This is a genomic window from Neochlamydia sp. TUME1, from assembly GCF_000813645.1.
Lineage (GTDB): Bacteria > Chlamydiota > Chlamydiia > Chlamydiales > Parachlamydiaceae > Neochlamydia.
The window spans coordinates 1-12,609 of sequence record NZ_JRXI01000061.1 but is presented as its reverse complement, the minus strand read 5'-3'; the positions used below and the strand labels follow the sequence as shown (position 1 = coordinate 12,609).

10 protein-coding genes are annotated in these 12,609 nt (G+C 35.8%); 5 read left to right on the top strand and 5 right to left on the bottom strand.

All coding sequences use genetic code 11. From position 1 onward, the window contains the following. Positions 1-55: 55 nt before the first annotated feature. Positions 56-2,776, bottom strand: coding sequence for a hypothetical protein (locus DB41_RS02670; protein ID WP_039383984.1), 2,721 nt, complete (start codon positions 2,774-2,776; stop codon positions 56-58). 939 nt (positions 2,777-3,715) lie between these two features. After that, positions 3,716-4,237, bottom strand: a complete 522-nt coding sequence (locus DB41_RS02660) for a helix-turn-helix domain-containing protein (RefSeq protein WP_162180903.1) — start codon at positions 4,235-4,237, stop codon at positions 3,716-3,718. A gap of 1,455 nt (positions 4,238-5,692) precedes the next feature. Here DB41_RS02660 and DB41_RS02650 point away from each other — a divergent pair. Next, positions 5,693-6,691 (top strand): phosphatidylglycerol lysyltransferase domain-containing protein, encoded by a 999-nt coding sequence (locus tag DB41_RS02650; protein ID WP_039383977.1) that lies wholly within the window; start codon positions 5,693-5,695, stop codon positions 6,689-6,691. Positions 6,692-6,788: 97 nt separating this feature from the next. On the opposite strand, the gene DB41_RS02645 is transcribed toward DB41_RS02650, so the two are convergent. Further along, positions 6,789-7,298 carry a DUF2147 domain-containing protein gene (locus DB41_RS02645; RefSeq protein WP_039384006.1) on the bottom strand — a complete coding sequence of 170 codons (510 nt, stop codon included), beginning with the start codon at positions 7,296-7,298 and terminating at the stop codon, positions 6,789-6,791. Between the two features lie 686 nt (positions 7,299-7,984). Between DB41_RS02645 and DB41_RS02635 the strand changes: the two genes are divergently transcribed. Further along, positions 7,985-8,464, top strand: a complete 480-nt coding sequence (locus tag DB41_RS02635) for a DUF6790 family protein (RefSeq protein WP_039383974.1) — start codon at positions 7,985-7,987, stop codon at positions 8,462-8,464. A gap of 489 nt (positions 8,465-8,953) precedes the next feature. On the opposite strand, the gene DB41_RS02630 is transcribed toward DB41_RS02635, so the two are convergent. Both DB41_RS02630 and DB41_RS02625 read right to left on the bottom strand, forming a co-directional pair. Next, positions 8,954-9,736, bottom strand: coding sequence for a hypothetical protein (locus tag DB41_RS02630; protein WP_039383972.1), 783 nt, complete (start codon positions 9,734-9,736; stop codon positions 8,954-8,956). Between the two features lie 340 nt (positions 9,737-10,076). Beyond that, the gene (locus DB41_RS02625) at positions 10,077-10,436 is read right to left on the bottom strand and encodes a Spx/MgsR family RNA polymerase-binding regulatory protein (protein WP_039383971.1); all 360 of its coding nucleotides are present in this window, start codon (positions 10,434-10,436) and stop codon (positions 10,077-10,079) included. Between the two features lie 104 nt (positions 10,437-10,540). Between DB41_RS02625 and DB41_RS10535 the strand changes: the two genes are divergently transcribed. The 3 genes from DB41_RS10535 to DB41_RS02610 all read left to right on the top strand — a co-directional run bounded on the left by DB41_RS10535 (position 10,541) and on the right by DB41_RS02610 (position 12,591). Next, positions 10,541-11,221, top strand: coding sequence for a hypothetical protein (locus DB41_RS10535; RefSeq protein WP_052243819.1), 681 nt, complete (start codon positions 10,541-10,543; stop codon positions 11,219-11,221). A gap of 537 nt (positions 11,222-11,758) precedes the next feature. Further along, the gene (locus tag DB41_RS02615) at positions 11,759-12,178 is read left to right on the top strand and encodes a DUF302 domain-containing protein (RefSeq protein WP_052243818.1); all 420 of its coding nucleotides are present in this window, start codon (positions 11,759-11,761) and stop codon (positions 12,176-12,178) included. After that, positions 12,175-12,591, top strand: a complete 417-nt coding sequence (locus tag DB41_RS02610) for a hypothetical protein (RefSeq protein WP_039383969.1) — start codon at positions 12,175-12,177, stop codon at positions 12,589-12,591. The genes DB41_RS02615 and DB41_RS02610 overlap by 4 nt, the downstream gene beginning before the upstream one ends. The last annotated feature ends 18 nt before the right edge of the window (positions 12,592-12,609 follow it).

Here is a 12,609-nt window from a genome sequence, read left to right as displayed (position 1 = left end):
TCTCCTTTGCATAGCGGGTACATATTGATCTTTAGCAATCCGTGGAAAGGTTTGCTTATATTTTTCCAATAATTTTTTTTGTCTCACACACATCATCTATATCGATAAAGTCCACTTGGCTGTTCTCTTGCATGTGATTGATCACTTCCCAGATATTACCTCTCATTGGGGTTCCTTCAAGAAGTTCTTTAATTCGAGTGCCATCTTTAAGTTTATCCACCATTTCTGGAGCCACTTGCTTTTGTTTAGTAATCAATAAATAGACGCCAGGATTATCTTGAGGCTTATCTGGGTTAAAAAAACCAGGAAACCTTTCTTTGACTGTATGAATAAGGTCAATAATCGCATTAGCTCGATCTACTAAAAAAGCATGGATGGACACAACTAACACAATGGCTTTAATCTGCTTGGCTTCTTGCACTGCCAGATCAATGCTTAGATTAGCGAGAATCTCATAGTCTTCTCCTCGCGTATCATTGAATCTTGGACAATCAGCAAGTACAAGGGAAGAAGAATCCGGAACTGCATAAACTTGATTATAAAGAGCTTCAGGCTCACCTGAAGCGTGCCCAAGGGTAGAATATGTCTCTTCAGCTTCTTCATTCTCTTTCGCACGTACCACTTCATTATCAGCATCGCTAGAAAAGGATTTGCTCGCGACACCTAAAAAATAGCTAATGGCCGTACTTTTGCCCGAGCCTGTGTTACCTACAAAAAAGATGACATCCTTATTTTTTATCTTTTCTATGTGCTGATATGCTTCCGGTAATAATTCCAGGGTTTTAGAGACTTTTAAACTTTCCTCTTTGCCTATAAAAGATGCATAATTGGCCTCTTTTACTAATTCCTTCAAAATATCTTCTTTCGGATAGGCTATTTTTAAACGTTGAAAATATTTTTCAGATATACTCGTTAGACGCTCAGCTAAATCTTGTTCCTGGGAAGTCAGCAGCTCCCAGTCAACTTTAGTAAGCTGGTGAGAGACTAAATTATCGATCAGTAGCTCTAAAAGGCCAGATTGCTGCACAAGCTCTATTCGAAGGGCATCGATTTGTTCTTTAAGTTGATTAAGATGAAATAATTTGAGTGTATTTTCGTCCTTTTCATCTTTGATGAGAATCTGCTTATCAGCATTGACTGAATTAATGCCTGAGATAGTTTTCTGTACCCTTCTTCTCACAGTATACATTCCATTTAACTCTGACGGTGTATATGTAGAAGCATTCGACTTGATATATTTTCTCTTCCGCCGCTTCAACTCCTGGATTTCAATTTTAGAGACACTATCTTTTTCATAATAAGCAGTAAGCACATATTTCTTTTGCTGTGTTTCTCCATCGCTTAGCTCTATTCTTGTCGAGCTAGTCGAAGATGAAGTACTGCCATTACTATGCTCGGGAAAGCTTATGGAATAAACCCCTGGCTGGAGGTTAATTTTTTCTTGTTGTTCCTGTGCTAGCTCGACTTTAAAAGTCCCTTGGCTTGTTAAAAGGTTGTTATGGATAGCTAACCACAATTTATGATGGTGATTTTCTATTATTTTTACTTTATAAGTATTAGGTACGATGTGAATTTCAGACTGATTTTGCAAATAAAAAATGAGGCTATTGTCAGTTTCTTTCCGCAAGCATTTTACAATGCTTCCGGTATAAAGCTCTCCTGTTTCCGGATTAGTCAAATTAAGAGTTTTATTAACAAAAAAGTCAGACCTTTGATCCCAATTGGCTACAATCCCCTCTGGTGGAGGTTTTTTTTCGATTACTTGGCCTAAAAGCATTTTAATGTTCGTGTATATAGTCTCTTTTCTCAATTTCTCGTTAATAGAGCTTTCTGATACACCATTACTCTTCAGCATGCTAAGGACACAATTTCGTAACCTCTCCACATTTCTCTGGTTAATACACTGGATAATATTCTTAACGTTATCATTTGGCAGTATTCTAATCTCGGGAAGTTTAAATAAAACATTTAAAGGCTCCCAAAGAGTATATTCACCCTCTCTTATTTGATTAGCTAATTGGCTTAGATCATTTCTGACATGTTGAACGATTACATCAAGCTCCTTCTCATCCAGTTTTGAGGCGGACCACTTTATTATTTGTGTATTATATTCTTGCAAGCAAACCAGCGTATCATGAGGTAAAAGCAGGTCGGAAAAATGATTTTGTATGCCTTCATTGGAATCTATGACATCTTGGGAAATTTGCGTCAATTTGTCCATTATATCTTTTAAGAGAAGAGGATTGGCTAAGTCAAGGAGATGTGTTTTAAAGTTTTTTAAGGCTTCTTGGTAAGGATCATAATCATCTAGCATGCCTCCTAATAGTTTACCGCTTACAGAAAGCTTATATTCATCTTTGCTTAGCGCAGCAATTCTTATGCTCAAATTTTTAATAAAACTAAAAAATGTCTCAGCACTCTTAATAATTTTTAGCTCTTTAGGAAGGTTCTCAGGATAAATATAAATAGGCTCACCCTTAATAGGTAAAATGCAAGCCATAACTATGTTCTTTTTAACGCGATACGTAAACTCAACCCTCTGCCCATTAGTGGCTTTCAATCTTTGAACGTAAATTTCCCCCTTTATCTTATTTTGCCTACCAGCATTTGATGTATCTAAGCTGCTTTTTGCTAGCTTGCCCACTAAATCCACTTTTTCATAGCCCAGTGCTGAGTGGGTCTTAAGGGCATTTTTCCTAGCTTGCTTTTTACCTACACCTACATATGTGTGGTAAAAATCATTTTGACCTATTAAATAATTTTGATTAATTGTCATATGCTATCACCTTTTTTGTAATTTTTTTCTTCTAGGCAATAATAGTGCCTATTTTTAAGCACCCATAAGTCTTGTACAATTTTTATATTTTTTGGAGGCCACGAGATGACAGGGTGAAAGCATGTAGACAAGTAAGCACCTTGCTCCATTAGCCTCACATCTCTTATTTTTAACAACTTTAGTGTAGACACTAACTTTAGAAAAGCATGTAATGTGCTCCTATTTGGGCCAAGAACTTCCCCAGCAAATAGAAAAGCTTTATGGGGGAAATAATAATTTGACGCTTTCCAAATAAAATTTAGAAAAGGAAAAACAAGAAGAAAAAACGTTGAAAGCTTAATTTCTTTCTGGCTATAAGAAAAGCAAAATACTTTGCAATTTTTTTTCTTTTCTATAAAAGAAGAGGAATGATTTATAAGAAATAGGGTCGATAATGTTCTCTTTCTTTCCGCTAGAAAGGAAGTAAATTTATCAAGTAAGTTTTTAGCTAATGACTTTATAGAATAGCCCAAACGATTGAAGTCACTTGCTAGGATAGCCTGAATCATTTTCATGATCTATCTCCTTGATTTCATAAACTAATATTCAGCTCCTACTCAACAAGTTGTCAACAAAAAATTCGTGTTGATATGAGGTCTAAAAAATTTTACAACATACTTTTAATCAACTCCTTACGTAAATAGATATAGAAAACAGTTCATAAGGTTTTTATTCCCTTTTCGCTTAACTAAATCTTTTTTAGAAAACTACAGCCTGCTTTTCTAGTCCTTTATAACGTCGATATAGGTAATTAGAGCAAAAGTGACTAAGCAAATAAAGCTATAAGTTTTTCAACTGGATTAAGCTTAAGAAATATCGGGAGATAGCCAGAAAGGATGAATATTAGGAGCATTATTGCCCGAGGATTGCTCATCTTCAAACTTAATTTAGATCTTTAGCTTAAAAAAATGATTCTTTAATCCATTGATGAATTTCGAACTTTTTTAATTTTTTCTGTTCCTTCGGATTGGCTTTATAGCGCTGAAGACGAAGGATCAAGGGCGGGTAGCTAAAGCGACGTAAAATCCCCCATACGCCAGGCAAAGTTAATTTTTTACCAAACTCTTCTTTTAGAATGAATTGAAGGTCGCTTAAGTGATATACCTTGAGAAGCTCGCAAGGCTCGGGCCCTTTTTCTACCCGGGTTAAAAAGGCTTTCTCTTGCTCAGGCGTTAGAGCTCTTTTTCTTCCAGTTATTATAGGCCTTCTATCTATTAATCCTTCTAAACCGTGATGATTATATCTCCTTATCCATTTCTGAATAGCACTTGTACAATAACCTAGAGTTTTTCCTATCTGAGAGGCACTCTCTCCTTCCATCGCCATGGCTACAGCTCTTAATTTAAGGCTATAACTAGCAGAGGCTTTCTTTTTTGACAGAGCATTTAATTCCTCAATTGTATGATAAGAAGCTACAAACATGGTTTCCTCCTTTCCAAACATTTTCTTGTCCTTAATTATTCTCCTTATTTGAATTTAATAAAAGGCTCTTTGTCTTCTTAAACGCTATTACGTAAAAAGTTTATTTAAAAAGGATAACAATACAAGCAAAAAAATTATTACAAGCATATCTTTATAAAATTATGTAAAGCAGTTATCAGATAAGGAAATGGCTAAAAAAAGACCTATGCATGCTTTAAAAGTAATTTTTACTAAAAAACTTAAGTATGGAAGGTCAAAATGATTGAAAAAGATATCCACTTATTAACTCATCTTACGCAGACCTAGAATTTTTATATAAATTTTGCACTTCTTGATACGCCATCTGATTGGCTTTAAGGATTAGCTTATATTTTATAACAAAATGATTGAGAGAGGTTTTAATTTTTAGGAATTCAAGCTTGTAATAAGCGATAAGTGAGGCAAAAATATGTTTTTTTTTGAGAGCGAGCAATTGGGGTGGGTGACTTTTCAAGACCAGTATTTTGCCTTATCGATTTGTGATACTGGCGAGTCGACTTGTAGAACTTCCCCACAGGCTTCCCTTAGAACGGAGCAGAAATCTCTCGATTCACACTGTTCCCAATTAAGCAAACGCTCCCCTCATTTCTATTTTTTCAGGTGTTTTAGAAATAATAAAAGGTTTTGTTTCACTTAACGATTTCCTCCTAGAAATGTAGTTAAATAATGAATGTCACCGCTTAATCCATCCTCTTTACTCCAGCCGCATTACCAGCCTTCTTCGCTACTACAAGTTGTTTCGCGCCAGTTCATGGTACCGGTACTCTCATTCTTATGATTTTAGTCTTTTGAATTTCCCCCTTATCATCCAAGCGACTGGTTTTAAACAATTCCGTACAAACGCCAAGACCAGCCTCACGCCATCTATATGCCGAAGGCCATCTTTACTTCCCATCGACATTCTTTTGATCTCGTGAAGGTAATTATCAGTTTTTTCAAATTGCTAGAGCAAGCCTTCATCATAACAATAATTTGGTACTAATTTTTGATGGCAACTCATGGAGCCAATGTCTCCATTAGCCTTCGGTAAGATTTACAAAGAAAAGGAGGCTTACAAATGTGGAAGACTTGCAAAACTTTCCTCCTTTTGTATCAAAAGCTAAAATTTGGGTTTATTATACGCTTTCGAGCAACTCCTTATGCAAACCCCTACTTTATAAAACCATTCTCTTAGGTAGAGAAGCAACTTATAAAGAGTGGGCATGCAGACGTTGTTTTTTTTAAGCGTATTACTTCCATGCTTCGTCGCTCTCAGTCTTCAGGATAACTTTCACGTACTCTAGCACGCTTTTTAAAGTATCTAAAAATTCTACACCCTTCACTTTAATACGAACTTCTTTTACCTAACTAAAATAATCCATTGACAATTTCTTTCGTAGAATTTAGGTTGGCAAAAAAAAGCCAAGGATAAGAAAAATGCAACTTCAAGAATTACCATCTCAACAAAAACTTAGCAGCCAAGAAATAGCCGATTACGTCACACGTTGGGGAGGCTCCCCTTCTATCGCTTTACTTGATCCGCGCTGCCAAATCTTTACCTCTCGTTATGCGGAAGGACTTATTGGCTATCGTCTTGCCGCAGGTGCTGCTGTTGTGTTTGGCGAGCCTGTATGCGATCCTGCTTTAAAAGTTTCATTGGCGCTAGAATTTGAAGAGCATTGCAAAAGCCATAAAAAAAATATCGTTTATACTCAAGTTTCCCAAGAATTTGGAGATTGGGGGGTGCGGCACTATAATGGCGCGCTGATTGAGGTAGGGCATGACTTTTTTGTAGATCCTCATCTTGATCCTACGGCAAGACGTGATGCAAGGATGTTGCGTAAAAAAGTTAAGCATGCCTTAACTGAAGGAACTTCTATTCATGAATACACCTCACCACAAGCAGAACTAGAACAAGCCATGGAACAAGCTAAGCAAACATGGTTAAAAGGCAGAAAAGGGCCTCAAATTTATCTTTCAAATATTCACCTATTTAATAATCGCTCAGGAAAAAGATGGTTTTATGCTATCAAAGGAAACCGTTTAGTGGGACAATGCATGTTAAATCAATTAGAAGCAAGAGGTGGCTGGGTCATCAATCTCTTAATGGCCACGCCCGAGGCTTCAGGGGGGACCACTGAACTCCTTGTCGTTTCCATATTAGAGCAATTACGCAAGGAAAATTGCCAATATCTTACCTTTGGCATGGTTCCCTTAGACAAAATTGACCGAATAACCGGCTTAAGTACTTTTTCTAATTGGTTTACAAAAACTGCCTTTAAAGGTGCTAATTGGATGTTTAAGCTCGATGGCAAAAGAAAATATTGGCAAAAATATAAGCCCTATTACGAAAGCAGCCATCTTCTTTTTACCAATAAAAAATTTATGGCGCGCGATATGTTTGGGCTCATGCGTGCCATGAATGCCAGATTTTAATTATAGAAAGAAAATTTTATTCTTTTAAAAATTAATCCATTAAACGAGAAGTAGCTAAAGAATTTTCTTTAGCTACTTAAAAAAAAGTACAGATCGCCTATTTTACTTTAGGGATGTTGGGTATAAAGGTAGGCAAGCCAGGTTGCGGGAACAGCCCCCTTAGCTCATCCTCATTAAGAGGCAACCATATTTGATTTCTACCAAAACATAGCAATTTTCCCCGCACGACTAAATTATCGTCCTGGCGCCATAGTTCAGCTCCATACACTCTACCCTTCTCAGGGTCTAAAATTTTTCCATTGGTATATTTGTTACCTTTTTGTTGCAGATTCCAAATAATATCTAAGCCTGCGTAATAAGGATTACCTAAGACCCCTGGGGCTCTGTCATGAGGATGATCGATAGTATCCGCGATTGCACCTTGCTCATCAAATGTGGCCACAATACGTCCATAACATTTCCCTTGATATTCATAGATGGCTATGGTGCTTTCTGCCCGGCCAGTTTTCTCATTAATGGTTTTCCAAAAACCTATAATTTCCTCTCCCGCGAACCCCTGGCAAAGTATCAGTAAAAAAAGCGAGGTAAACAAAAGAAAATTTTTCATATTTTTAACTCCCGGGGGGTTTTCTATAATAATTCCGCTAAGCATCTGAAAATAGTTGTATGAAGGATAAGCCTAAAATTAAGGAGAGGAGAAAAAAGCATGTATTTAATACTTAATTTTCAACCAACCTAAAATGTTAGGAAGGATTCATTCCTCTTAATAATTGCCTCACCAAAACTTATTATCAGCATATGCTATCAAAAAGTTTAATTTGCCATTTTTGTTGAGATTTAACATGAAACATTAATTTTAGATAAAAAAAAATTTTCATGAAAGTTTTTAAGGTAAAGAGAATATGACTCCTTGCTCCTCACGTCTGTTTGTATCCTATAGATAAAACAAAAAGAGAAGAAAAGCAATTTTTTTACTTTTACTTGGCTATACAAAAAAAATATGGTATGCAAATATTAGCAACATCTTCCTTTTTAGAAAGCGATAAGGAAAAAATTTATTATGAAGAGAAAAAGGGCCTTAAAAGAAACGGAAGAAAAATTTATAACACGCTTTAAAAGAACTAAGCCTGCATATCCCACACCCTGAAAGTTGCCTCTCTACTTAATGAGAGGAGTTTTATAAAGTACGGGGTTGCATAAGAACTAGCTCAAAAGCGTATAAGGAGAAAAAAGAATAGAAATTTTGCTAATAAATTAAGGATAGCTTTTAACTTTTATTTTCTAAGGACCTAAATGATCGGTTTTATACTTTTTGGAATGGCGCTTGTCTTTACCCTTATCCATAAGACATTGGTTAAACAAGCTGAGCCTCGGGAAATCTTACTTTCCTATCTTCTCTTTTTCAATATTGGAATAATGGGGCTTATTGCTTTTAGTGGACATATTTTCAAGTCCGACCAGATTGCAGCTTTGATTGGATGGCCGCCTGGCAGTCCTTTTCAATTGGAAGTAGGTGTAGCAGATCTAGCTTTTGGGGTCTTAGGGATCCTATCTCTTTATTTTCGTGGTTTATTTTGGGTAGCCACTGTAGTAAGTTCTAGTATTTTTTTGATGGGCAATTTTTGCATTCACATGGATTCCTATCTCGACCATAATAAAGCTCCTTATAACAGTGGTATTTTAGTATGGTTCGGTAACTTGGTGATACCCATCTGTCTATTGATGTTGCTGAGAAGCTATCTCAAAAATTTTCATTCCTTTCCTAAATTCTAAAATTTTAAAGATCTGAAGAGTTAGGTAGATGACAGCCAGATAGATGCATGCATGCTTAGGCATTATTATCTCCCCAATACTCATCCTTGGAAAAGGTAGTCATAGGGTTTAAGTAAAAATTCTAACTTTCAGGAGAAAAAGAATAAGCTTCCTTCTACTGCTTCTTCCCAAGAACTATGGATGATTTCGCTTTTTATCCAAAAAACTCTTATAGCCATAAAGCTTACCTTAAGCTTTCTTTTTTGCCCTCATCCTTGCTTAAAATAGATATAAAACCTCTTTAAAGAGTAAAAAATGGAGTAAGTGGGGTAAAACAATTAAATAGAGAAGAAACAGGATAAAAAACTTCTTTTCTAGCCTCAATTTAACGAACATCCCCTATTTTTCATCGTTTAAAAGGCTTCGCAGAGACGATATTTTATCCTTGAAAAAAGTTCATCGTTCTATATTTGAAAGAGTTAGGAGGGTGACGTGCCTCCCAATGGATCATTAAAAAGAAAAATTAAAGTTCATCTCTTGGGTTAAGAGCTCCATTATTTTAGCAATATTTCTTTTCCCCTCATCTCCCCAGCGATGTAAAATTACTACCTCAGAAAAAAATTTCTGATCAGCTGTCCAATTGTAAATAGCAGGAAGCGTTGTAAAGGAGCCCTGGTGCGAATTCAAAATATGGGCCATTAATTGCTGATCAGAACAAAACAAATGATTTTGCTCTACGGCAAGAGCTACCCACTCTTTGATTATCTTAGAATGCTTAGCAAATGCTATGACTCCCGCGTTGTACATTATTTGACCGGGAGTGATTATTTTTCTGTGTAGATTTAATTCTTGAGAAAGGGCATGTTCAGCCGCTACAGCAAAGCCAGCTTCATTTACACACCATTCAAATAGAGGCTGCAAAGATCCCCGCACCTGGCAATCTAGATCTAGCCATAGGCTTCTTTCAAAAGGTGACAATAACAAAGCAAAAGGTTTTTTATACCAGGTAAAACGTAGATCCCATACTTGAGGCTGCATTTTTTCCCATAGGCAGGCTTGCATAGGGTCTATCTGCTCCTTTTTGGCCATGAAATTATCGGTTAACTCTAGCTTTATCAACTCCCCCCGCTGTTGACACCAGTTTTTTGCTTGTAAAGACATATCCCCATAATCTACGAATAATACTGGATGCTCATTATGCTGACGAAAATGTGTCCACCACCAGGGTAACATCCACTCTAAACGGTGGCAAGTTCCCACAATAACACCATCTTCTGGCTTCGTAATAGGCATATTTGACCCTCAAAAAATTTTAATATAATTTTTATACCTCATATACTAGAGCCTATTTAAAGGAAAGATTAAATAGCCTTATTAAGATACAAGCCTGCATTCCTCTTTTACAGAGGGAAAAAAGTTATAAGCTTGTAAGAGGTGAGCCCTACACGCACACACTCTCTCTAAAGTCTACCTTTACAAACTCAATAAGAATTTATTTAAGGCTTTTTTAATCCATTGGTAAAAATGGATCTACCCACTAAAAAGCTTTTTTAAGAATTGAGAGAAGGAAACGTATTAAGAGCAAGATTAATAAATTATCTTAAAATGCATGAAGGCAAGGTAAAAGCTTAAGTTAACTTAAAAAGACAGGCTGCCAATGCTCTTCCCGAAAACCTACTAAGCCTATGTCATCCCCTAATAAGAAAGGCCGCTTAACAAGCATTCCTTGCGCATGCAATAAAGATAAAGCTTCATTTTGAGACATATAAGGCAATTTTTGACTCAATTGAAGTTCCTTATAAAGCCTACCAGAAGAGTTAAAAAGCTTTTTTGTATCCCCTTTATAATAAGAAAGCATTTTATTTAATTCCTCAAGAGAAGGAGGAGATTTCACGATATCTATTGCTGTATAAGAAATATTAGCCTTATCTAAAAATTGTAAAGCTTTCTGGCAGGTAGAACACTTTGTATGCAGATAAACAAGAACAGACATTTTAGGACTCCTTAAAAAAATCAAAAATTTTATGGTACATTATTTTTATGATCTTTTAAAGTGAGAATTACGTTTTACACATAAAAAAATAACCCTAGGAGCTAATGAATAAATTAGCAAAAATTCCCGTGGAAGAATGGGTAAATGCATATTTATCCCATCAAGAATATAAAAGATCGACTACCTTGTGTGCCATTATGACCTCATTTGGCAGTGATAAAGGAGATAAAAGGCACAACTACACCACTCTGTATGCTAAATTATTCGGCCCTTGGAGGCATAATAACATTAATCTTTTTGAGTTAGGAATTGGGACTAACTATTCAGATATCCCCTACAATATGGGAAAAGAAGGTATCCCTGGAGCTTCGCTCCATGGATGGGCTCTTTTTTTTCCCAAAGCACACATTTTCGGTGCCGATATAGATCAAAGAATTCTATTTCAGACTCCAACGATTAAAACCTATTATTGTGACCAACGTCAGAAGAGCTCTATTCACCATTTATTTAGCAACACAGAGTTAAATAACCTTCAGTTTGATATTATGCTTGAAGATGGTTTGCATGAATTTGAGGCTAACCTTAATTTTTTGCAACATAGCATTCACAAACTTAAAGAAGGAGGAATATATATTATTGAAGATCTCACTGCTCATTCAAGAGTAGCTTTTATAAAGCTTATTCCTTACCTGAGAAAAGAATATCAACTGAAATATATAGAAGTAATCATCATTCCTTCAAAATTAAATCACTTTGATAATGCTTTATTGGTTATCCAAAAATGAATTTTCCCCAATCTGCTTACCGTTACTTTTATTTTCCTACCTCGTCTAAAACTTATCTGGAATAAAGTTTGCTTGTTGCTTTTTTAATTTTTATTAGCCTAGGAATTTAAGAAGGCTTAACGTAAATGCCTTAATTATTCCAGCTACCTCCTGCTTTTCTCAACTCTATGCTCTTAAACCCCTACCCCTATTTCAAATACAGCTAGAAGCACAAGTCCTATTTATATATGAAAAGAAGGAAATGGCTACCCCTCTCCTATTGAAGAATGGACCGCATCAAAATAAGTTAGAGATTTATTAAAATATAAGGCTGCCCCCTTTACGGCGGTAAATTATTTTTTATTTTTTCTTATTCTCCTCATTTTTTACCATCGATTGGCCTTATGCTTGAAATAAAATATAGAGGAGCAAGAAGTAATATTTCTGCCACTTATGAATTTTTTCTCTCCAATCACTCAAGAAAAACTTCAAATTAAAATTTAATTTTGTCATATTCAACTTAACTTTACAATGTAGACTGTGCCAAGGATTTTCATCATGAGCCTCCCTCCCTATCCCTTTATCGTCTATTCTAGTGCTGAAGCACCTTCAAAAGTAATCGAAAAACTAATCAGCATTATTAATGCTAAAAATGTTGAGTTATTTGCGCTTATCAATCATGCAGAAGAAGCTTTAAAAAAAGGATTAGAGTTACCCTATGAGCAGCTACTTATTTTTGGAGACCCTAAAACCGGTACTTTGCTCATGCAAGAAAACCCGGCTATTGGGATAGAACTTCCTCTAAAAATTCTTGTATGGCAAAACGATGAAGGCCTTACCCAAATCGGTTATAAAGATCCTACCTGTTTAGCAGCAAACTATGGAATAAAAGAGAACCTTCAAATTTTACAAAAAATGAACGATACCCTTAACACATGGGTAAAAATAGCACTCCAACAAGCTAAGGAAATTACATGAACACAAACACACTTAATAAGTCTGAAATAGATAAAGCATTGAAAGGCAATTGGAAAGTGATAGGCTGCCAACTTAATGGCCTTTGGTTACCTTCTGCCATATTTGAAAACTTTATCTATAGCTTTCCTGATGTGGAGCATTTTAAATTAGCCTGGGGCGAATTAACTTTTCCCAACTACGTAGGAGGCTTTCCTAAAAGCGATAAAGGTAGGATATCTATTAATATTGATTTTCTACCTTACCAGATAGATTTGATTCCTCATTCAGGGCCTTTTGCCGAAAAAGCCTTTAAAGGTATATTTGAACTCGATCATGACATTCTAAAAGCTAATTTTGCTTTTCCAGAAATAGAGAGGCCTCACTTTTTTTCTGCTAAGCAAGGACATGTATATGAAATCTGGCAAAGAATATAAATAAAGGGGATTTTTTTG

What these genes read in the sequence shown, in the direction of transcription:
- DB41_RS02650 (WP_039383977.1), top strand. Translation starts at nt 5,693, where the DNA reads ATGCAACTTCAAGAATTACCATCTCAACAAAAACTTAGCAGCCAAGAA.
- DB41_RS02610 (WP_039383969.1), top strand. Translation starts at nt 12,175, where the DNA reads ATGAACACAAACACACTTAATAAGTCTGAAATAGATAAAGCATTGAAA.
- DB41_RS02615 (WP_052243818.1), top strand. Translation starts at nt 11,759, where the DNA reads ATGAGCCTCCCTCCCTATCCCTTTATCGTCTATTCTAGTGCTGAAGCA.
- DB41_RS02625 (WP_039383971.1), bottom strand. Translation starts at nt 10,436, where the DNA reads ATGTCTGTTCTTGTTTATCTGCATACAAAGTGTTCTACCTGCCAGAAA.
- DB41_RS10535 (WP_052243819.1), top strand. Translation starts at nt 10,541, where the DNA reads ATGAATAAATTAGCAAAAATTCCCGTGGAAGAATGGGTAAATGCATAT.
- DB41_RS02645 (WP_039384006.1), bottom strand. Translation starts at nt 7,298, where the DNA reads ATGAAAAATTTTCTTTTGTTTACCTCGCTTTTTTTACTGATACTTTGC.
- DB41_RS02635 (WP_039383974.1), top strand. Translation starts at nt 7,985, where the DNA reads ATGATCGGTTTTATACTTTTTGGAATGGCGCTTGTCTTTACCCTTATC.
- DB41_RS02670 (WP_039383984.1), bottom strand. Translation starts at nt 2,776, where the DNA reads ATGACAATTAATCAAAATTATTTAATAGGTCAAAATGATTTTTACCAC.
- DB41_RS02630 (WP_039383972.1), bottom strand. Translation starts at nt 9,736, where the DNA reads ATGCCTATTACGAAGCCAGAAGATGGTGTTATTGTGGGAACTTGCCAC.
- DB41_RS02660 (WP_162180903.1), bottom strand. Translation starts at nt 4,237, where the DNA reads ATGTTTGTAGCTTCTTATCATACAATTGAGGAATTAAATGCTCTGTCA.